This is a genomic window from Nocardia africana NBRC 100379 (assembly GCF_001612635.1).
Taxonomy (GTDB): Bacteria; Actinomycetota; Actinomycetes; order Mycobacteriales; family Mycobacteriaceae; genus Nocardia; species Nocardia africana.
On the sequence record NZ_BDAV01000005.1, the window covers coordinates 529,520 to 551,274 of the forward strand.

Genomic DNA, 21,755 nt, shown 5'->3' on the forward strand with positions numbered 1-21,755 from the left:
CCGTGTCACACCAACCAGGCCGCCGACTCCGACGCGAGCAGGTCACCGTGCAGCGGCGCGCTCGCCAGCAACACCCTGCCCGCAGGCAGTGCGATCGGGTCCGCGGAGGCGTTGAGCACACAGATCAGCCCGCCGGGCCGGCGGAAGGCGAGACGGTCGTGCGGCCCGCCGAGCCAGTCGACGGTGTCGCCGTCGAATTCGTCCCGGGTACTGCGCAGTTCGAGGGCGGTCCGGTACAGCGACAGCGTCGAGCCGGGCGATCCGAGTTGCGCCGCCACGGTCCGATCGGCCCACTCCGCCGGAATGGGCAGCCAGGAGCCGGGCCCCTCGGTGAAGCCGAAGGGCGGCGTCGCCCCCTCCCACGGAATCGGCACCCGGCAACCGTCACGCCCGCGTTCGGTATGGCCGGAGCGTTCCCAGACCGGGTCCTGGAGCACGTCCTCGGGCAGGTCGTCGACATTCGGCAACCCCAATTCGGCGCCGTTGTAGACGAAGACCGCGCCCGGAAGGGCGAGTTCGACCATGATCATCGCCCGGGCGCGAGCGATGCCGGACGCGCCACCGCCGTAGCGGGTCACCTCCCGCTCGATGTCGTGATTGGACAGCGTCCAGGTCGGGACGGCGCCGACCCGCGCCACCGAGTCCAGCGAATTATCTACTGCCGCATGGATTTTCATCGCGTCGAACGGCGTCTCGGCGAGCCGGAAATTGAAGGCGAGGTGCAGTTCGTCCGGGCGCACGTACTCGCCGAAGCGCACGTTGTCCTCGACCCACACCTCGCCGATGGACACCGCGTCCGGGTACTCGTCGATCACCTTGCGCAGCCGGCGATGGATGTCGTGGACCCCCGGATTGTTGAAGCGCGGATCGCTGTCGTCGTGCACCAGCAGTTTCGCGTCGGCGTCCGGCGTACGGGTCGCCGACGGGTCGGCGGAGAGCCCGACCGCCGCCACCACGGCCGGATCCATATCGGGCAGTCCGGGTGGTTTGGCCATGCCGTGCGCCACATCGATGCGGAAGCCGTCGACGCCGCGCTCGAGCCAGAACCGCATGGTCTGCTCGAAGTCGGCGACGACCTCCGGATTGTCCCAGTTCAGATCCGGTTGTTCCGATGCGAACAGATGTAGATACCACTGCCCCGGCGTCCCGTCGGACTCGGTGACGCGCGTCCACGCCGGCCCGCCGAAGATACTCGGCCAGTTGTTGGGCGGTAGCGAACCACCGGGCCCGCGACCGTCGCGGAAGATGTAGCGGGCTCGCTCGGCGCTGCCGGGCGCGGCCGCCACCGCGGCGGCGAACCACGGGTGACGGTCGCTGGTGTGGTTGGGCACCAGATCCATCGTCACCCGGATACCGCGTTCGTGCGCCTCGGCGATCAGCTGGTCCATCGTCGCGAGGTCGCCGAACAGCGGGTCGATATCGCGGGGATCGCTCACGTCGTACCCGCCGTCGGCCATCGGCGACCGCATCACCGGACAGATCCACAACGCGTCGACGCCGAGTGATTCCAGGTAGCCGAGCCGGTCGCGGATGCCGGCGAGATCGCCGATCCCGTCGCCGGAGGAATCGGCGAACGAGCGCGGATAGATCTGGTAGAAAACCGCCGAACGCCACCACGGCGGCGGCGATTCCTCCGCGTGCCCGGCGGCCCCCACCGCGTCGAGCTCAGCCTGTCCCCCGGCCGATGACGCCGTCACAGTCGAATCCCCGGCTCGGCTCACATCGGGGAATTCATCAGCGAATTCGCGGCCATCTCCAGATAGTCGAGCAGCGCACGCCGGTGTTCGTCGTCGAGTACGTCCGGCTCGATTTCGGCAATCGCGATGTGCATGCAGCGCAACCAGGCGTCACGCTGCAGCGGTCCGATACTGAACGGCATATGCCGCATGCGCAGCCGCGGATGTCCACGTTCGTCGGAATAGGTGCGCGGACCGCCCCAGTACTGTTCGAGGAACATGCGCAACCGGCGCTCGGCGGGGCCGAGGTCCTGCTCCGGATACATCGGCCGCAGGATCTCGTCGGCGGCCACCTCCCGATAGAACGCCGCGACGATCCGCCGGAACGTTTCCGCCCCGCCGACCGCCTCGTAGAACGATGTCGCCGTCTGTTCGCCGGAAGTCATCGACCCTCTCGATCTGCTCGCCTGCCGCGTATCCGACAACCATTGTGCCCGCACCGCCCGCGCACGGCCCACCCACGCGGCAGCCGCCCGACTGTCATCGGCGGATCACACGGCGTTCAGACGACGGTCGCTCCGGGGACGGCAACACGGCAGATAATCGCCTCCGACACCGGTATCCGGGCACCGGATACCGAGCCACACCGCGTCGACCACCGGCGATCCGCGCACCCGGCCCGAATTTCGGCACCGAAATCACTGTGCACACGGGCACGTTCCGTGGTCAACTTGGTGACAGTGTCTGCCGATCAGCACACGAACCGACCTAGCAGAATTCGGGGTCCATCAATGAAGCAGCGGCACGGCGCCCGGTCACACGAGGCGAGAACGCACCGACAACTCCAGCCCGCCGATGTCCACAATCGTGGGTCGGGGGCTACTCCGCTGCATATCCTCTCCGCATATTCCTCTCCGGGACATCCGTCCTCGTCGCCGGGACGTTCGTCCCCGGGTGCGATCACGCACCGAAACACCGAATCCGCAGCTACCGCCTGGGTGAAGAACCGGGTACTGCTTCTGAATGCCACCTACGAGCCATTGACCGCACTGCCCGCCCGGCGGGCCATCGTGCTGCTGGTCTGCGACAAGGCCGATACCGTTCATCACAATCCCGAGGGCCCGGTCGTTCACTCCGCCGGCGCCTCGGTCGCGCTGCCGTCGGTGATCCGGTTGCGCAACTACGTGCGCGTGCCCTACCGCGCCCGGGTCCCGATGACCCGCGCGGCACTCATGCATCGGGATCGTTATCGCTGCGCCTACTGCGGCGGTAAGGCCGAAACCATAGACCATGTCATTCCACGCAGTCGTGGGGGCGCGCATTCCTGGGAGAACTGCGTGGCCTCCTGCGCTCCCTGCAATCACCGCAAGGCCGACAAACTCCTGAGCGAGCTGGGCTGGACGCTCATGCATCCCCTGGTCTCGCCGACCGGGCCGCATTGGCGGTTGCTGTCGACCACGTCGGATCTGGATCCGGTGTGGTTGCAGTACTTGGGCGAAGGCGCTGCCTGACCCTTTACAGCGCACCAATCACAATAGTGAGCGCTGCTCTTGAAATTTTCACGGACGTGGGGCAGACTCGTCCGCGAACACAAGAGCATCGCTCTCCGAAGTGATAGGAGCCCACCATGTCGGATCTGCATGTGGTGACCGGAGCCGGACCCGTCGGCACCACGATCGCCGAACAACTCGCCGCCACCGGGGTGACGGTCCGCATTCTGACCCGGTCGGGCAGCGGTCCGGACCATCCGCTCATCGAGCGGCGCGCGGTGGATGTCAACGATCGGCACCAGCTCGCCGCTGCGGTCGACGGTGCCGCTGCGGTCTACCACTGCATCCACGCGTCGCGCTACTCCGCACGGACCTGGCGGGCAGAGCTGCCCGGCGCCGAACAGACGATCCTGGACGTCGCCGGGCGCACGGGGGCGGTCGTGGTGTTTCCGGAGAGCCTGTACTCCTACGGCCCGGTCGACCGGCCGATGACCGAAGATATGCCGCGCACTGCCGATTTCGGCAAACCGGCGATCCGGGCGCAACTCCTGCGCGCCCGCGACGCATCGCCGACGCCGACGGTCAGTGTGGCCGCCTCCGATTTCATCGGACCGCATGTGCGCACCTCGCACGCCGGTGACCGCATGGTGCCGAATATCTTGGCGGGCAAGACCGTTCAGATCTTCGGCAAGGCCGATCTGCCGCATTCGTTCACCTATATGCCCGACCTCGCCGCCGCCATGATCCGGGCGGCCGCGGACAGCTCGCTGTGGAACACCGTCCTGCACGCGCCGACCGCCCCGGCCGTCACGATGCGCGAACTGGTCGCCGCGCTGGCCGAGGCCGCGCGGATGCCCATGCCGAAAGTCGTTGCGCTGCCCGGCTGGACGCTGCGCACGGCCGGTGTCGTGAGTTCGATGATGCGGGAGCTGGCAGAGATGAACTACCAGTTCGAACGACCCTTCCGGCTCGATTCCACCCACAGTGAGAGACTGCTCGGCCTGGCGCCGACACCCCTGCCGGAGGTCGCGGCCGGAACCGTCGCGTGGTGGAAAACCGCGGTGGTGGAAGGGAAGTGAACGATTCGTGCACCGGTCACCCGGCCAGCAGCGGCCCACTGCGACGACGAGCGACCGAGCCGTACCGGGCGTCCAGCCGCAGCCAGGTGCGGGTGGCGCGCACCCGCACGGTCTCGCTGGGCGCGATGCGCCGAGAGTCTGCCTCGCCCCCGGCATGCGGGATGAAATCCATTGCGGTGAGCGCGAAAACGACGCGCATCGGCACCTCGACCCGCTCGTCGCCGCCGGTGACGGTCAGTACCGTCTGCTCCAGCAGTGAGGCCGGCGGGCCGTGCCCGCCACTGTGTTCGGCGGCCACCTGCGCACCGCGTTCGGCGAGCTCGACCAGGCTCCGGGCCGGAACGTCATCGATATGGGCGAAGCCCGCAGCGGGCGGCAGAGCCGTGCGCCAGGCCGAATCCATCGAATATCCCACCTCGATACGCCCGTCGGCGCCGGGCCGCTCGAGTCCCGACAACGCGGCGTCGCCGGCGACGGTGACGTCCACGACATCGAGCTCACCGACCACCGTGCGCGCGGCCAGCACCTCGAATCCGGTGGCCGTCCACGCGGTGACGTAGCGGTCGCCGCGGCGATGCAAGCGAACGACGGCTGCCGGATCCAGCCGGATCGCGTGGGTGAGGAAGGTCGCGAGGTTCTCCCGCTCGGCGGGATCGGATATGCGCAGCATCGAAGCGATGTCGTCCGTAGGTGTCGTCGCCGCTATTCGGCCCGCCACAGGCTCAGATATTCGCGCTCCTCGTCGGTGAGCCGGCGCAGCCGCTGGGTGTCGATATCGAAGGCCGCGATCTGGGTGCTGGCGACCACGGCCGGCGGGGAATCCAGTGCCACGCCGTTCGCGCGGACCTCGTAGCCGATGGTGAAATCCACCGCACGCAGCTGTTCGATCCACATCGCCACATCCAGCGGCGTGTCCTCGTGCCGGAGCTGGCCGCGGTAGCGGACGTGCAGATCTGCCAGCACACAGCCGGTACGCAGCCCGGCGGTGGGCCGCTCCCCCTCGAACAGCCACGGAATCCGCGCCTCCTCGAGCAACGTCACCATGCGGGCATGGTTGATGTGCTGGAAGACGTCCATATCCGACCATCGGACATCGACCTTCGCGTGAAAACGTTTGGGCAGCACGAGGGTGCCTCCCGCTTTCGGGGTCCCGTTCACCGAGCCGGCACTGATCACGCTGTTCACCTCCGATCAGAATTCCGCCCGCGCGCATCGTGTGGCGGTGCCGGCGCGGGCGGACGAGCAAACCGAAGCGGCGTCTCGACTCCGGTGTCGGTCCGCTTCGGCTACCCAGTATGCAGGTTCTGGGCGCGACCGCCGATCAGCGAGGCACCTCCGACTGCGCCCCCACACCGCTGACCATGCTGCGGACCTGCCGTGCCGCGACCGAGAGGGTCGCCAGATCGTGTGCTCCGGAGGCGAACAGTTCCGACAGCGCCGCCCGCGCGCGGCCGAGCCGGGACTGGTTCTTCGACTCCCAGTACGCGATTTTCTCTTCCGCGGTCTCCTCCGGATCGCCGGCGGACAGCACGTCCAGGGTGAGTGACCGCAACGACCCGTACATATCGTCGCGCAGAGCGAGCCGGGCCAGCGCGTGCCAGCGATCGCCCCGCTCGAGGTGGCTCACGGCCTGCAGCAGCCAGTCGATCTTGAGATGCTCGTTGAGCGCGTAGTACAGAGCGCCGACCTCCTCGCCACTGCGGTCGGTGATGTCGGCGATATCGACGACATCGAGCAGCGGGAACAGGTTGAGCAGACCGAAGACCTCGGTGGCGAGGTCCTCCGGTACACCACGCGAGACGATCTCGGCCGACGCTTCGGTCAGCGTGTCGAGGTGGTGGCCGCGCAACCATCCCGGAACCTTCGGCGCGAGTTCGCGCACCGGACCGCTGTAGCGGTGGATTTCCGCACCGACCGCGACCGGCTGCGGTCGGTTGCTCAGCAGCCAGCGCGAGGCACGGTCCAGGGTCCGCTTGGTCTCCAGCTCCAATTCGTCCTTGACCGCTGTGGGCACGTCGGCGGCGCGAATGCGCTCCCACAGCGAATGCAGATCGAAGATCTGGCTGGTCGCCGCGAAGGCGCGCACCACATCGGTGGCGCTGGCGCCGATTTCCTCGTTGAGCCGGTGCGCGTAGGTGATACCGCCGAGATCGACCATCTCGTTCACCACCATCGTGGTGACGATCTCGCGCCGCAGCCGGTGACGTTTGATGGCACCGCCGAATCGCTGCCGCAGCGCCGCCGGGAAGTACTTCGGCAGCCGGGCGGCGAAGTACGCGCTGTCGGGCAGATCGCTGTCGAGCAGATCGGCCTTGAGCGACAACTTCACATGTGCCAGGAGATTCGCCAGTTCCGGCGAGGTGAGACCGGTCCCCGCCTCGGCACGGCGAGCGAGTTCCTTCGTAGCGGGCAGCGCCTCCAGTTCCCGGTCCAGACCTCGCCGCTGTTCCAGGTCCTCGATCACCCGCATGTGCACGTTGAGCATGCGCGGCGCCTCGGTGCGTGACATCCCCATCAGGAAGTTCTGGGAGACGTTGTCCCGCAACACCATCTCCGAGACGTCATCGGTCATCGAGGCCAGCAGCGGGTTGCGATCGCCGACCGGCAGTTCGCCGGCGGAGACGACCCCGTCCAGCAGCACCTTGATATTGACCTCGTGGTCCGAGCAATCGACTCCGGCGGAATTGTCGAGGGCGTCGGTATTGCATTTCCCACCGAGTTTGCAGAATTCGATGCGCCCCAAGGCGGTGACACCGAGGTTGCCGCCCTCCCCGATCACGCGCACGCGCAAATCGCTCGCATTCACACGCACCGTGTCGTTGGACTTGTCGCCGACATCGCCGTTCGATTCCGTACTGGCCTTGATGTAGGTCCCGATTCCGCCGTTCCACAGCAATTGCACCGGCGCGAGCAGAATGGCCCGGATCATCTCCGGTGGGGACAGGGATACGACCTCCTCGTCGAGACCGAGGGCGCGCCGGATCTGCGGGCTCACCGGCACGGCCTTCACGGTGCGATCCCAGACGCCGCCGCCCTCGCTGATCAGCGAGGTGTCGTAATCCGCCCACGACGACCGCGCCAACCCGAACAACCGCTTCCGCTCCACGAACGACGACCCCGCCACCGGATCCGGATCGATGAAAATATGCCGATGATCGAACGCCGCCACCAACCGAATATGCTCCGACAACAACATCCCGTTACCGAACACATCACCCGACATATCACCGACACCCACCACCGTGAACTCCTCACGCTGGGTATCGACATTCATCTCCGCGAAATGCCGCTTGACACTCTCCCACGCACCCTTCGCCGTAATCCCCATCGCCTTGTGGTCATACCCCGCCGAACCACCCGACGCGAACGCATCACCCAACCAGAAACCATATTTCTTCGCGACATCGTTCGCGATATCGGAGAACGTGGCCGTCCCCTTGTCGGCTGCCACCACCAGATAGGTGTCATCACCGTCGCGGCGCACCACCCGCGCCGGCGGGATCACCTCACCGCTGGCGTGATCGACATTGTCGGTCACATCCAGCAGGCCGCTGATGAAGGTGCGATAGCACTCCACTCCTTCGCCATGCAGGGCCTGGCGGTCGGTCGCCGGATCGCCACTGGGCGCCGGCGGGCGCTTCACCACGAATCCGCCCTTGGCGCCGACCGGCACGATCACCGCGTTCTTCACCGCCTGCGCCTTCACCAGACCCAGAATCTCGGTCCGGAAATCCTCCAGGCGATCCGACCACCGCAGACCGCCCCGGGCCACCGGGCCGAAGCGCAGATGGACGCCCTCGACCCGCGGCGAGTAGACGAAGATCTCGAACTGCGGCCGCGGTCGCGGGAGTTCCGAAATCGCATGCGGCTCAACCTTCATCGACAGGTATTCCCGCGGCAGTCCGTCGGCGTCGACGACGTAGTAGTTGGTGCGCAGCGTGGCGGTGACGACACCGAGGATGGCGCGCAGAATGCGGTCGGCATCCAGGCTCACGACCTCGTTGATCCGTTCCCGCACCGCCGCACGCAGCTCGTCCGCGCGTTCCGCGGAGGCCGAGTCGGGATCGAACATGGCCTCGAACAGTCCGACGAACAGTCGCGCGATATCCGGCGAGGCGAGCAGAACGCGAGCGATATTGGCCTGACTGTACGGAAAATCCGCCTGCTGCAAGTACTTCGAATAGGCGCGCAGAATCGACACCGACCGCCACGGCAGGCCGGCCCGCAACACCAGCTCGTTGAGCGGATCGCTTTCCGCCCGGCCGTGCCAGAGGGCGTCGAACGCCTCGGTGAAGCGCTCGCGTAAGCCGCGTTCTTGCGCGTGGAGGACATCGAGCCGGTCGGCGGTTTCCACCAGTTCGGCATCCATGTTGCGATCCAACGACATTCGCAGCAGGTCGGGTCGCGCCTGCAGGCCGAAGTCGTAGATCCAGGCCATCCGGCCGTCACCGAATTCGACCTCGTAGGGCCGTTCGTCGACCACCTCGACACCCAGGCTCTGCAGCAGCGGCAGCACCTGGCTCAGCGAAATACCGCGGCCGACATACAGGGTGAATCGCCAGGACCCGGGCGCGGCGTCCGGCCTGCGATACAGATGCTGATCGATGGTCTCGCCGGCCAGGCGCTCCAGCCGCACGATGTCGGCCAGCGCCCGGGAGGGCTCGAAATCTTCCTTGTACCCATCGGGGAGGGCGGCCGCATAGCGTTGCACGACAGCGGGATCCAGCACAGTGGACCGGGCCACCTCGTCGCGCAGGTGGTCGTCCCAGGTGCGACTGGCCTCCGCGAGCAGATTCTGAATCCGCACCCGGTTGGCCTCGGAGGTATCCACCCGAGTGCCGGGTTCGGGCAGATGCACGGTGAAATACACACTGGCGAGCTCGTTTTCGGATACTCGCGCCGAATAGTCGATCGACTCACCGCCCAACTCGCGAACCAGGATGTCCTGGATCTCGAGGCGAACCCGGGTGGTGTAGCGGTCGCGCGGCAGGTACACCATGGCGGCCACGAAACGACCGTAGGAATCCTGGCGGAGGAACAGCCGCACCTGCCGACGAATGCCCACGCTGAGTACGGCGCTGGCGGTCCGCCGCATCGTGTCGATATCCGAGGAGAACAGTTCGGTGCGTGGGAACGACTGGATCACCTCGAGCATCGCCTGGCCCGAGAAGGATTCCAGATCGAATCCGCTCTGTTCGATCACGGTGCGCACCCGGCGCGCGATCACCGGAATATCGAGCACGTTCTCATGCAGGGCGGCGACGGTGAACACACCGATGAACAGATGTTCGCCGACGACCGTGCCCGAGGCGTCCGCCTCCGCGACGCCGACGAAATACGGATAGACCGAGCGGTGCACGGTCGCCGGCACGAGCCCCTGGGTGAGCATCAGCAGCGGGCGCCTGCCGCCGTTGGCCGGAACCTGGAAATCGGTCCCGACATTGGGTCGCAGCACACCGAGGCAACTGTCCGGCACCACAACGGATTTCGTCTCCCCTCCGGCCGTGGGGCGACGCTGGAAGCGGGCGTAGCCGAGGAGGGTGAAATGCCCGTCGGCCAGCCACTCCAGCAGATGCGCGCAGTCCACCAGGTCGGTGACCGGATAGGGCGAGGACCCCGCGTCCGCCGTCCGGATCAGCTCGCGGGCGAGGCGATCCTGCACCGCCCGCATCGCCTCGGTATCGCCGATGACCTGGCGCACGTCCTCGAGCACATCGGGCACCTCGGCCTCGATGCGCTCGAGGACGTCCCGGCTCGTGGACGGATGCAGCTGCACGTGAATCCAGGATTCCCGCAAGCCGGTCACACCGTTGCCGTCGACCTCGTGCGGTGCCGCGGAATGCAGCCGCCCCTCGTCGTCGCGCGTCACCTCGAAGATCGGATGGATCACTTCGCTGACGGTGACCCCGATCCGGGTCAGGGCGGAAGCCACCGATTCGACGAGCAGACGCATATCGTCGGTGACCAGTTGCACGGCCGCGCCGATGCCGCTGCCGTCGTCGGGGTGGTACACCCGCACTCGCGCCGTGCCCGATGGACGTTGCAGGCCCAGTTCGAGATGCCTTCGGAAGACCAGCGCCGAACTTCCGGTGATCGCACAGTCCACATCGCCGGCATCCACGTGACGGAAGTACGCCGACTCGAGCGTTGCGAGTTCCCCCCGCAGCGGCTCCGGCAGACTCTCCGCCCACGCGTTACTGGACAATTCGGACGAGACCGTCATTTTTTCGCCCACTCCCTCGGATTAGGTTCCGCAACAAAGTGACGCCGGGGTCGAGAGTAGCTGGGCAGCCGAGGCGCCGGGGTGGATTCCTTCTAAACCCTCGGCAACGCTCAGCTACCTCGAACGGGCCGGTTGGTACGCCCGTGTTCGCAGCCTACGCCGAGCCCCGGGTAGGCCGCGATGACGTTGCGCCCCTGTACGTTTGGCGCACGTCCGGGTGGTCGGCCGACTGCGCGAACCGGAAGATCAGTCGCGAGTCAGCTTACGGTGAGTAACGCGATGCGGACGGGCCGCCTCCGGGCCCAGGCGCTCGACCTTGTTGGCCTCGTAGGCCTCGAAGTTGCCCTCGAACCAGAACCACTTGGCCGGATTCGAGTCGTCGCCTTCCCACGCCAGGATGTGGGTACAGGTGCGGTCGAGGAACCACCGGTCGTGGGAGATGACCACGGCGCAGCCGGGGAAGTTCTCCAGCGCGTTCTCCAACGAGCCGAGAGTCTCCACATCGAGGTCGTTGGTGGGCTCGTCGAGCAGGATCAGGTTGCCGCCCTGCTTGAGGGTCAGTGCCAGGTTCAGGCGGTTGCGCTCACCGCCGGACAGCACACCGGCCGGCTTCTGCTGATCCGGGCCCTTGAACCCGAAGGCGGAAACGTATGCGCGCGAAGGCATTTCCTGATTGCCGACCTCGATGTAGTCGAGCCCGTCGGAGACCACCTGCCACACCGTCTTCTTCGGGTCGATGCCAGCGCGGTTCTGGTCGACATAGCTCAGCTTCACCGTGTCGCCGACCTTGACCTCGCCGCTGTCGGGCTGCTCGAGTCCGACGATCGTCTTGAACAGCGTCGACTTACCGACACCGTTCGGGCCGATCACGCCGACGATGCCGTTGCGCGGCAAACTGAACGACAGATCCTTGATCAGCTGCCGGTCGCCGAAACCCTTGTCCAGGTGCTCGACCTCGACCACGACATTGCCCAGGCGCGGACCGTGCGGAATCTGGATCTCCTCGAAGTCCAGCTTGCGCATCTTCTCCGCTTCGGCGGCCATCTCCTCGTAGCGGCCGAGGCGGGCCTTGTTCTTGGCCTGGCGGGCCTTGGCGCCCGAACGCACCCAGGCCAGCTCCTCCTTGAGCCGCTTCTGCAGCTTCTGGTCCTTCTTGCCCTGAACCTCGAGGCGTTCGGCCTTCTTCTCCAGGTAGGTGGAGTAGTTGCCCTCGTAGGGGTAGGCCCGGCCGCGGTCGAGCTCGAGGATCCAGCCGGCGACGTTGTCCAGGAAGTACCGGTCGTGCGTGACGGCCAGGACCGCGCCCTGGTACTGGGCCAGATGCTGTTCGAGCCAGTTGACGCTCTCGGCATCGAGGTGGTTGGTGGGCTCGTCGAGCAGCAGCAGATCCGGCTTGCTCAGCAACAGTTTGCACAGCGCCACCCGGCGGCGCTCACCGCCGGAGAGGTTGCCGACGGGCTCGTCCGGCGGCGGGCAGCGCAGCGCGTCCATGGCCTGCTCGAGCTGGGAGTCGATATCCCACGCGTCGGCGTGGTCCAGGTCCTCCTGGAGCTTGCCCATCTCTTCCATGAGCTCGTCGGAGTAGTCGGTGGCCATGAGTTCGGCGATCTCGTTGAAGCGGTCCAGCTTCACCTTGATCTCGCCGAGGCCTTCCTCCACGTTGCCGCGGACGGTCTTCTCCTCGTTCAGCGGCGGCTCCTGCTGCAGGATGCCGACCGTCGCTCCGGGCGCCAGGAACGCGTCACCGTTGTTGGGCTGGTCCAGTCCGGCCATGATCTTCAGCACGCTCGATTTACCGGCGCCGTTCGGACCGACGACGCCGATTTTGGCGCCCGGAAGGAAGTTCAAGGTCACATCGTCGAGGACGACCTTGTCGCCATGCGCCTTGCGAACTTTCTTCATCTGGTAAATGAACTCAGCCATGTAGGAAAGCCTATCGGTGTCGGAACCAGTGGGTCGAAACGGAGGACCGCGCGAGCGGAGCAGAGGTAACCGTAGTCATCCGGCGTCGGCGGCCGCCGCGGAGACCGGCTCGACGGTAGTCGATGCCGCGCCCGTGGCGGGGCCGGACTCGCCCGGCGGCACCGGTGGCACCGCGTCGTCCCCTTCGGGGACAACGTGTAGGTCCGGCCCCGAGTTCCGCGCGCCGCCCCGCCGCATCACCGGAGCCGCACAGCGGCCCAGGTCGGGCCCCAGCGCGGCGGCGCGCATCTCGAGGTCGTGGCGCTGCACACCTTCCCTGGTCCGGTACTCGTTGGTGCGCAGCTGACCGTAGGCGATGATCGGATCGCCGCGACGGATGGATGCGTCGACCCCTTCCACCAGCCGGCGCCAGCACGTCACCGTCAGGAACAGGGTGCCGCTGTCCACCCAGCCGCCGGTGTCACGATCGAAGCGGCGGGCATTGCTGGCCATCCGGAAGCTGATCACCTGTTCCCCACCCGGCAGGCTCCGCCGTACCGGATGTGTGACGACGGTGCCGATGACAGCGGTATTCGCCTCGTACATGGTTGTCCCCCTTCGCGATTCGACTGTGCCCCCGTCCGCGGCGCCCTCGGCCGACGTGACCTGTTCAGCGTCGCCGATACCGCGTCACCCCACCAGCCCCGGATGCGAATATGTGGACAACTCGCGCGGGTGTGAACAGCCTCCGTTCCGGAGTTCGCGAGGCTAGAGGTTGCTCACGTCCGTATTGGCGCCGCACAGCACGATCACCGGCCGCTCGCCAGGTTCCGGGACATAGGCCCCACTCTGTACCGCGGCCAGCGCGACCGCGCCCGCCGGCTCCACGACCAGCCGGAATTCCCGCCACAGATATTCGCGTGCCATCGCGATCGCATCGTCGCCCACCAGGACCGAACCGACGCCGTAGCGAATCGCGGTATCGAGCGCGATATCACCGATCCTGGTGGCGCCCAGCGCATCCGACGCGATGCTGTCGACCGGCACATCGACCGGACGCCCCGCCGACAGCGCCGCGTACAGCGTCGGCGCGCCCTTGGGTTCGACGCCGATCACTCGTGAGCGCGGGCCGAGCGCGATCGCGATACCGGCCATCAAACCCCCGCCGCCGACGGCCATCAGCACCGGCGGCCGCCCGCGCACCTGGCGCTCGATCTCGAGTCCCACCACACCGGCCCCGGCGACCACCGCCGGCAGATCGTAGGCGTGCAGTTGCAGCGCGTTCCGCTCCGCGGTCACCGCGTCGGCGTGGCGTTTGCATTCGGCATAGGTGGTTCCGTGCCACAGCACTTCCGCGCCGTACCCCCACATCGCCGCGACCTTGGTGTGCGGTGCGGTTTCCGGGACGACGACGGTGCAGGGGCGCCCGCGCAGCGCACAGGCCAGCGCCGCGGCGATACCGGCATTGCCACCCGAGGCGATCACCACCGGCCGGCCGTCGTCGGCCGACTGCAGCAGCGCGTTCAGGCTGCCCCGCACTTTGAACGTGCCGCCGTACTGCAGATGTTCGAGCTTCAGAGTGACCTTGACCGGCCCCTCGGGACCGGCCACCTCGGTATGGAACACGGGCGTGACCCGCACGTCGTTACCCAACCGCTCGCGGGCGGCCCGGATATCGGCTCGGAACAGGCGCGGAACCCGCGCGGGCGCCTCGGTCACGGTTTCACCTCGCGGTCGCGTTTGGCCAGTTCGGCGAACATGGCGTTGTGCGCGGCAAGGGCGGCGTCGTGGTCGCGCTCGGCGGCCCGGTCGAAGCGCTTGGCCGTGCGGTTGTCGCTGCGCGACCACTGCACCAGCAGGGCCAGCATCACCAGGACCAGCGGAATCTCGCCGCTGGCCCAGGCCAGGCCGCCACCGGTGCGCTGATCGCCGAGCAGATCGGTATTCCAGCTCAGTCCGAGGCCGCGATAGAACCACTCACCCATCACCGTGGTCATGCTCATCAGGGCGACGCCGAAGAAGGCGTGGAACGGAAGCGATCCGAACACCATGCCGACCTTCGTGAGCGGCTGCACCTGGCGCGGTTTGGGGTCGATGCCGAGAACGACCCAGTAGAACAGGTAGCCCGACACCAGGAAGTGCAGATTCATCGCCAGGTGGGCACCGTGTTCGCCGACCACCGCATCGAAGATGCCGCCCAGATACAGCGCGTAGAAGCCGAGGATGAACAATGCCGCCGCGACAGCCGGCTGAGTCAGGAAGCGGGAGACCGGGTTGTGCACCGCGGCCAGCACCCATTCCCGCGGTCCGGGCGGTGCGTCGCGACCGGCGGCGGGCAGGGCGCGCAGGGCCAGCAGCACCGGGCCGCCCAGTGCGAACAGCACCGGCGCGAGCATCGACAGCAGCATGTGCTGCGCCATGTGCACGCTGAACATGGCCGGGGCGTAGCGGCCCACCCCGGAACTCGTCGCGATCAGCAGCACCGCACAGCCACACAGCCACGCCAGGGTGCGGCCGACCGGCCACGCGTCGCCGCGTGCGCGCAGCCGCCGCACACCCACCAGATACAGCACCGCCAGCACGATGGCGAGCGTGCCGAACATGATGTCGAAGCGCCAGTCGAACAGGATGCGGGCGACGGTCGGCGGCCCGGCGAGGTTGTATCCGAGTTCGACCTCCGCGGGCGAGGGCACCCGCTTCAGGTCCGGCGGCGGGGTGCGGCCCAGGCCGACGGCCAAGCCGATCGTGGCCGCGAAGATCAACACCTCGACTCCGGCATAACTGATCAGCGCCGAACGGTCGCGGGGATTGTCGGCCAGCGCCGGAAGGGCGCGGCGGCGCTGCAGGAATCCGGCGACACCGAGCAGGCAGAGTGCGACCGTCTTCGCGATCACCAGCCGGCCGTAGGTGGTGGTGAACAGTTCGTCCCACGGCACCCGCACCCAGGCATTGAGCACTCCCGAGACCGCGACGACCGCGAACGCACACGTCGCCACCAGGGAGAATCGACGTGCGGCGAGACCGCTGTACTTTCCGCCGCGCATGGCGTAGGCGAGAACCGCGAACAGGCCGCCGACCCACACGGCCATGCCGACCAGATGCAGGATCAGGCTGTTCGTCGCGACATCGTGGGCGCCACCCGACGACGAATGTCCGGTCAGCGCAACCGGAATCAGGCACAGCAGCGACCAGGCGAACAACACGGGCGTCCAGCCCCAGCGCAAGGCCAGCCGGCAGCCGATGGCGAGCAGAATCGCCATGATCGCGGTGGCGCGCCAGGATCCCGCGACGTCGACCTTGCCGATGGCATGCCAGATCTGATCGGGCCGCAATACCGAGCGCACGGGTTGGCCGGTGGTGTCCGACAGAGTCAACGGCACCAGCAGAGCCGAGGTCACCGCCCAGGCCAGCGCCGCGACACCTGCACGCCGGAGGGCTCGATAACCGCCGACATCCAGCAGGCCGTCGCGCTGCGGTGGGCACAGGAACGCCGCGAACAGCAGCGACCCGACCGCGATCGCCGCCGAGAAGTCGGCCACCGCCCGCATGGCGGGCAGGCCGTAGGTGGTCAGGGGACCGGGATCGGGAATGCCGAGCAGCGTCAGCGCCTGCGCCGCGGACAGACTCACCACGATGGGCGCGACCAGCGCGGTCAGACCTACCGCCACTACCGCCAGCACCGGGAACGCCGTCGCCTCCGGCCGCACGACCTGGGGGTCGGTTTCGACGGGCGAGTCCTGCGGTGACGACATACTATTCAGCGTAGTTGGCGGCCCACCTCACAGCCTTTCGGGCCCGAATCCACGCGCTCGCTGTGACGAGGGCGACAGTCGCACACGGCGTTGTCGATGACCAGCACCGATCTGGACGCTCGCTATAATCAACTCGCTGGACACGCTGCCCCAAACCGGGCATGGTGTTTGGTACTGCCATGCCTCCGTAGCTCAGTTGGATAGAGCAAGGGCCTTCTAATCCCTAGGTCGCAGGTTCGATTCCTGCCGGGGGCGCTTTGCCGGTCCGACCTGCGTACATTCCGGGTTGGGCTGTGGTTACCCACTCGCTCCAACGGCTAAACACACAGAAATTCCGCAGAAAATCGGGCGCAGGGCGGGCCTCGAACCGCATCGAGGAGCTCGCCCCCGATCCTGAGCCCCAGGCTGCCCGTGTACACCTTCGGCCCGGCTGGAAATTGCGTTAGCCAGCTGATTGATCATGCGATGTTTCTGTCAGATTTCGGCCGTTCAGTTCCGGTTTCCAGCCGGATGCCAGTTGATAGCCTTCCTCTTGTTGTCGCCGGGCGTTCCACTCGTGGAAGGGGATGGCGTGCACGATCCGGATCCACCGTTCCGGCCGATCCGCCGGAGCGACGGGTATCTCCCGCTGGAGGATTACGGTCTGATCGGAGACGGTACGACGGCCGCGCTGGTCGGGATGGACGGTTCGATCCCGTGGCTGTGCCTGCCGCGCTTCGACGCGCAACCGCTGTTCTGCGGGCTGCTCGACCATGCCCGCGGCGGCCACTTCACCGTCGCGCCGGCCGAACCGTTGGAAGGCCGTCAGCGCTATCAGCCGGACACCGGCGTGCTGGAGACCGAATTACGCAGCGCCACAGGCGTTCTGCGAGTGACCGATGCCATGGTGGTACGCCCCGGCTCGGATCTCGGGGACGACGCGCCCGCCGATCGCTCGGAACTCGTTCGCTCCGCGATCGTCGTCAGCGGCCACGTCCGGGTGACGGTGGAGATCGCTCCGCAGGGTGGTGCGCAGTTGCGGCCGGTGCTCTCCGGACTGGAGATCCGGGTCGCGTCGCAACCGAATCTGCGGCTGCATCTGCGCGCCGACCGACCGCTGGACGGCGTGCACACCACCATCGACCTGGTCCAGGGCGAGCGGCTGGAGCTCGTGCTGTCCTGGGGACGGTTCCACCGCCACCATCGCTTCGACGCCGCGGCGATGCTGCGCCACACCGCCGACGCGTGGCGATCGTGGATGCGGACGTGCACCTACGACGGTCCCGAGCAGGCACTCGTCCGGCGTTCCGCGATCACGCTCAAACTCTGCGATCACTGGGTGAGCGGATCCGTCGTCGCGGCACCCACCTCGTCGCTGCCGGCGCCCATCGGCGGCGTGCGCAACTGGGATTACCGCTACGTCTGGATCCGCGACGCGTCGTATGCCGTCTATGCCTTGCGCCGCATCGGTTTCCGCAACGAGGCCGACGCCTTCCTGGGCTGGGTGCTCGACGCGTTCGAGCGCAGTGGTGAGCCACGCATCATGTACGACATCGACGGCGATCCGGTTCCGGACGAGTTGGTGGACACCGGCCTGGAGGGGTATCGCGGAAGCGGTCCGGTGCGCTGGGGCAACGGCGCGACCGACCAGCGCCAGCACGACGTCTACGGCGAGATCCTCGACTGCGCCGATCAATGGCTGCGCACCGGCGGTGAGCTGCAGCCGGTGCTGTGGTCGAATCTGTCCGACCTGGCGGAGGCCGCGGGTCGATCGTGGCAGGAGCCGGATCAGGGCATCTGGGAAGTGCGCAGCGCGGGCCGGGTTTTCACCTACTCCGCGGCGCTGTGCCAGGTGGCACTGCACCGCGCCGCCTCGATCGGGGAGCGATTCGACCTGCCCGGTCCCGTCGCGATGTGGCGCAGCACCGCGAACGAGATCCGCGAGGCGATCCTGAAGAACTCGTGGGACGAGCGGGCCCGCACCCTCAGCGCCCATCTGGACGGCGGCGGCGAGTTGGATGCGAGCCTGCTGGCGCTGCCGCTGCGCCGCGTCGTCCCCGCCGATCATCCACGCATGACGGCGACGACCGCGGCGGTGGCCGATCGGCTGGGCGCCGGGGATGGCCTGCTGTATCGCTACCTGCACGACGAATCACCGGACGGCCTGCCCGGCAGCGAGGGCGCCTTCGTCCTGTGCAGTTTCTGGCTGGTCGACAACCTGACTGCCCAGGGACGACTCGAGGACGCCGAGCGGCTCTATTCCTCCCTGTGCGCCCGCGCGAGCACCGTGGGCCTGCTCGCCGAGCAGATCGACCCCTCGACCGGCACGTTCATGGGTAATTTCCCGCAGGCGTTCAGTCATATCGGCATCATCTCCAGCGGTGTGAAGCTCGCGCGAGCGAAGGCGGCTGCGACATGACAACCGTCGGCGCCGATCACAGCGGATGATCACCCGTGCCCGCGCACACGCCCAGCCGCATGGTCCCGCCCTGCGTCGTCGTCACCGGAGTGTCGGGAACCCGCAAAACCACGACGGCCCGATTGCTCGCCGCACGGCTCCGCGTCCCGTTCGCCGACGCGGACGACTTCCACTCGCCGGGCAATATCGCCGAGATGGCCGCCGGCGTCGCGCTGAGCGAACTGCTCAGTGAGCGCATCTCCCACCCTCGCCGACCAGGCCGTCGCCTTCCTGACCGGATGATCTCTCAACGACAGCGGCCCACCACATCCGTGATGTGGTGGGCCGGTTGTGTCGTGATGGATGGTCAGGCAGCGCTACCGCTGGCCCCCAGCGCAGCCAACATGTCCACGAGCACAGTCAGAAAGTCCATTCGGGTCTTACCTTTCGATTCAGCGGAGGGGGCCAGCATGCATGCCCAACGTTGCCGCGAGGTTATGCGCCGGTGAAGTCGAGTCGCCCCGAGGGAAATGCCAGATCCGGCCGGCGTGGTCTTCCCACGTCCAAGGAGCGCCGGCCTCAGGGCAACATGCCATAGGCGCGGATGGGACGCAGACGCGCGACCACCCGGCGGTCGGCGACCATCGCGCGGCGATAGTCCGCCCAGTCCGGATGCTCACCGCTGAGCGCCCGGTAGTAGGCGATCAGCTCCTCGACGGTGGCGTCGTCGGTCGCCGCGGCCACCGGGGTCAATTCGACGTCGGCCTCCAGGACGGCGTAGGCCCAGAAATCCTCCCGTGTGACGTGCAGGGCCGCCCACGGCTCCCGGCGCAGATTGGCGTACTTGGCCCGGTCCGCCGTGATGGAGATCCGGATGATGCCGTCGGGGGCGACCCAGTGCGTGACGTTCGACAGCTGTGGGCGGCCGTTGCGACGCACGGTGGTCAGGACGGACCGCGAGGTCGTGCGAGCGAAGTCGAGCCCGGTGTCGAGTTCCATACGGGCTGCAACCCGGGGTGAGCAGACACTGTTCCCGAACGGCCGCAACTCATTCCGACGGCGCGGTGGCCCGCGGCGCCGAGTCGGGCAGATGGACCAGCACCAGGCCGACGCCGGCGATCAGGAAGTTCTGCAACGCCGCCGACGATGCGTTGACCTCCTTGTTCGCCCACATCCGGAACCACTCCCCGCCGACGGTCAGGAACGCCCCCGCGAACAGCAGCACCGCCATCGTCCAGCCGATACTGGACAATGTCGCCGCGGTGCCGGCCCGCACCGGCACCCGGCGCGGCCGCCCGCTCAGCTCTCGCAGCCAGCACGCGGCGGCGACCAGCAGCACGAGCGCGATCGAGAATTCCCAGATCACCACGAGGATGTAGACGACGAGTGCGACGTCGCCGTTGGTGACAGCACGCCAGTCGGTGCCCGGATTGTGGATCGTGGCCCGCATCGACAGCACGGCGGCCACCCCTCGGCGATTGGTGACGGTATCGGTGCAATTGGTGATCGCCACGAACAGGTAGTAGAAGCCGGTGATCGTCGCCAGAACCGCCACCGCCGTCCGTCGGCTACCGAGCACGTCGAGAATTCCCGCACCGCCGATTCGCATGGTGCTTACCTAAACGGTTCGGTGAAACCGCGTCAACCGCAGCGACTTCCCACCAACGACCATGCGCGAAGGGACTTTTCGACGAAACGTGGAGACCCGCACGATCTCCTCCGACGCCACCCGCGGCAACGGAATCCCGCGATGGGTACTTGTCGATCCCCCACCGGCAGCGCACCAGCTGTCACCATGGTCTGCGGGACCCCGCCGTCCCCACCGAGCCGAATCAGAGGAGCGTGATCGCATGCCCGCCGAAACCCCGGCGACCGAATCCGTGGATGCCGTCGTCATCGGCATGGGGCCCGGTGGGGAGGCCGTCGCGACCGAATTGGCGCGCGCCGGACTCGCGGTCGTCGGCGTCGAAGGCCGGTTGCTGGGCGGCGAATGCCCTTATTACGCCTGCGTGCCGACCAAGATGATGGTGCGCGCCGCCGAGACCCTGGCCGAGGCGCGCCGGGTGAGCAAACTCGCGGGAAGTGCCCAGGTACATGGGGATTGGGCGCCGGTGGCGAAGCGGATCCGCGACGAGGCGACCGATAACTGGGACGACAAGGTGGCGGTCGAACGGTTCGAATCCGCCGGCGGCACCTTCGTACGGGGCTGGGGGCGCATCACCGCTCCGGGCCAGGTCCGCGTCGATACCGCCGACGGACCGCGCGACTTCCGCGCCCTGCGAGCGATCGTGCTCAATCCCGGCACCGTCCCGTCCGTGCCGCCGATCGAGGGTCTGGCCGACACCCCGTACTGGACCAATCGCGACGCGGTGACCACCACCGAGGCACCCGAATCGCTGATCGTCCTCGGCGGCGGACCGGTCGGCGCGGAATTCGCCCAGATCTTCTCCCGGTTCGGCTCCGAGGTGACGATGGTCGTGCGCAGCCGGCTGGTCCCGCGCGCCGAGCCCGAGGCCGCCGACTTGCTGGCGAAAATCTTTGCCGAAGAGGGTATTTCGGTCCGCACCGGCGTCGAGGCCACCCGCATCGACCACGACGGCAACTATTTCACCGTGCGGCTGAGCAACGGCGATCCGATCCGCGCCCAGCGCCTGCTGGTCGCCGCCGGCCGCCACACCGACCTGTCCGCATTGGGCGTCGGCGCGATCGGCCTGGACGAGCAGGCGCACGGCATCAGGGTCGACGACCGGCTGCGCGCGGCCGAGGGGGTCTGGGCGATCGGGGATGTCACCGGACACGGCGCCTTCACCCACATGTCCATGTACCAGGCGCGCATCGCCGCCGCGGATATCCTCGGCTCCCCTACCGAACCCGCGCAGTATCACGCGGTTCCCAATGTCACCTTCACCGAACCGGAGGTGGGTGCGGTCGGGATGACGGAGTCGCAGGCACGCGAGGCCGGACTGAGCGTCTGGACCGGACGAGCCGAGGTTCCGGATTCGACCCGAGGCTGGATTCACGGGCCCGGCAACGCCGGGTTCGTCAAGCTGGTCGCCGACGCCGATCGCGGCATTCTGGTCGGCGCCACCTCGGTCGGCCCGGTCGGCGGCGAGGTGCTCAGCGCCTTGGCCGTCGCGGTACACGCCCGGGTTCCGGTCACCACTCTGCGGGAGATGATCTACGCCTACCCCACGTTCCACCGCGCGATCGAGGCCGCCCTCGCCGATCTCGGCTAGTGGGCCCATCTCGCCGAACC

The 21,755-nt window shown here is 67.5% G+C and carries 16 protein-coding genes and 1 tRNA gene; 5 read left to right on the forward strand and 12 right to left on the reverse strand.

From position 1 onward, the window contains the following. Positions 1 to 5: 5 nt before the first annotated feature. Positions 6 to 1,655 (reverse strand): glycoside hydrolase family 13 protein, encoded by a 1,650-nt coding sequence (locus NA3_RS07675; protein ID WP_062962965.1) that lies wholly within the window; start codon positions 1,653 to 1,655, stop codon positions 6 to 8. Between the two features lie 62 nt (positions 1,656 to 1,717). Then, complete coding sequence (locus NA3_RS07680) at positions 1,718 to 2,122, reverse strand: globin (protein ID WP_030512691.1); 405 nt, start codon at positions 2,120 to 2,122, stop codon at positions 1,718 to 1,720. A 345-nt stretch (positions 2,123 to 2,467) separates the two neighbouring features. Between NA3_RS07680 and NA3_RS07685 the strand changes: the two genes are divergently transcribed. Then, positions 2,468 to 3,187 (forward strand): HNH endonuclease, encoded by a 720-nt coding sequence (locus NA3_RS07685; RefSeq protein WP_227994965.1) that lies wholly within the window; start codon positions 2,468 to 2,470, stop codon positions 3,185 to 3,187. 116 nt (positions 3,188 to 3,303) lie between these two features. Then, positions 3,304 to 4,245 carry an NAD-dependent epimerase/dehydratase family protein gene (locus NA3_RS07690; protein ID WP_062962793.1) on the forward strand — a complete coding sequence of 314 codons (942 nt, stop codon included), beginning with the start codon at positions 3,304 to 3,306 and terminating at the stop codon, positions 4,243 to 4,245. A gap of 16 nt (positions 4,246 to 4,261) precedes the next feature. On the opposite strand, the gene NA3_RS07695 is transcribed toward NA3_RS07690, so the two are convergent. The 7 genes from NA3_RS07695 to NA3_RS07725 form a co-directional block, all read right to left on the reverse strand. After that, complete coding sequence (locus NA3_RS07695) at positions 4,262 to 4,915, reverse strand: DUF8185 domain-containing protein (protein ID WP_062962794.1); 654 nt, start codon at positions 4,913 to 4,915, stop codon at positions 4,262 to 4,264. A gap of 32 nt (positions 4,916 to 4,947) precedes the next feature. Beyond that, a complete protein-coding gene (locus NA3_RS07700) occupies positions 4,948 to 5,370 on the reverse strand; it encodes an acyl-CoA thioesterase (RefSeq protein WP_439956171.1) in 423 nt (140 codons plus the stop codon). 196 nt (positions 5,371 to 5,566) lie between these two features. Next, on the reverse strand, positions 5,567 to 10,468 hold the full coding sequence (locus NA3_RS07705; RefSeq protein ID WP_062962795.1) for an NAD-glutamate dehydrogenase: 4,902 nt from the start codon (positions 10,466 to 10,468) through the stop codon (positions 5,567 to 5,569). Positions 10,469 to 10,714: 246 nt separating this feature from the next. Then, positions 10,715 to 12,391 carry an energy-dependent translational throttle protein EttA gene (gene ettA / locus NA3_RS07710; protein ID WP_062962796.1) on the reverse strand — a complete coding sequence of 559 codons (1,677 nt, stop codon included), beginning with the start codon at positions 12,389 to 12,391 and terminating at the stop codon, positions 10,715 to 10,717. A gap of 75 nt (positions 12,392 to 12,466) precedes the next feature. Continuing rightward, on the reverse strand, positions 12,467 to 12,976 hold the full coding sequence (locus NA3_RS07715) for a single-stranded DNA-binding protein (RefSeq protein WP_084491317.1): 510 nt from the start codon (positions 12,974 to 12,976) through the stop codon (positions 12,467 to 12,469). A gap of 162 nt (positions 12,977 to 13,138) precedes the next feature. Then, positions 13,139 to 14,089: a threonine/serine dehydratase gene (locus NA3_RS07720; protein ID WP_062962797.1), complete on the reverse strand. Its 951-nt coding sequence runs from the start codon at positions 14,087 to 14,089 to the stop codon at positions 13,139 to 13,141. Further along, positions 14,086 to 16,122, reverse strand: coding sequence for a bifunctional copper resistance protein CopD/cytochrome c oxidase assembly protein (locus NA3_RS07725; protein ID WP_062962798.1), 2,037 nt, complete (start codon positions 16,120 to 16,122; stop codon positions 14,086 to 14,088). The genes NA3_RS07720 and NA3_RS07725 overlap by 4 nt, the downstream gene beginning before the upstream one ends. A 181-nt stretch (positions 16,123 to 16,303) precedes the next feature. On the opposite strand from NA3_RS07725, the gene NA3_RS07730 reads away from it, so the two are divergent. Both NA3_RS07730 and NA3_RS07735 read left to right on the forward strand, forming a co-directional pair. Beyond that, a tRNA-Arg gene (locus NA3_RS07730) sits at positions 16,304 to 16,377 on the forward strand. Positions 16,378 to 16,693: 316 nt separating this feature from the next. Then, a complete protein-coding gene (locus NA3_RS07735) occupies positions 16,694 to 18,520 on the forward strand; it encodes a glycoside hydrolase family 15 protein (RefSeq protein ID WP_062962799.1) in 1,827 nt (608 codons plus the stop codon). Between the two features lie 16 nt (positions 18,521 to 18,536). Here the strand turns inward: NA3_RS07735 and NA3_RS36710 are convergent, their stop codons facing one another. The 3 genes from NA3_RS36710 to NA3_RS07750 form a co-directional block, all read right to left on the reverse strand. Continuing rightward, positions 18,537 to 18,758 carry a hypothetical protein gene (locus tag NA3_RS36710; protein ID WP_062962800.1) on the reverse strand — a complete coding sequence of 74 codons (222 nt, stop codon included), beginning with the start codon at positions 18,756 to 18,758 and terminating at the stop codon, positions 18,537 to 18,539. 320 nt (positions 18,759 to 19,078) lie between these two features. Continuing rightward, positions 19,079 to 19,498, reverse strand: coding sequence for a PPOX class F420-dependent oxidoreductase (locus NA3_RS07745; RefSeq protein WP_062962801.1), 420 nt, complete (start codon positions 19,496 to 19,498; stop codon positions 19,079 to 19,081). Between the two features lie 49 nt (positions 19,499 to 19,547). Beyond that, positions 19,548 to 20,108, reverse strand: coding sequence for a DUF2165 domain-containing protein (locus NA3_RS07750; RefSeq protein ID WP_062962802.1), 561 nt, complete (start codon positions 20,106 to 20,108; stop codon positions 19,548 to 19,550). A gap of 241 nt (positions 20,109 to 20,349) precedes the next feature. On the opposite strand from NA3_RS07750, the gene NA3_RS07755 reads away from it, so the two are divergent. Next, positions 20,350 to 21,735 (forward strand): dihydrolipoyl dehydrogenase family protein, encoded by a 1,386-nt coding sequence (locus NA3_RS07755; RefSeq protein ID WP_062962803.1) that lies wholly within the window; start codon positions 20,350 to 20,352, stop codon positions 21,733 to 21,735. Positions 21,736 to 21,755: the final 20 nt, after the last annotated feature.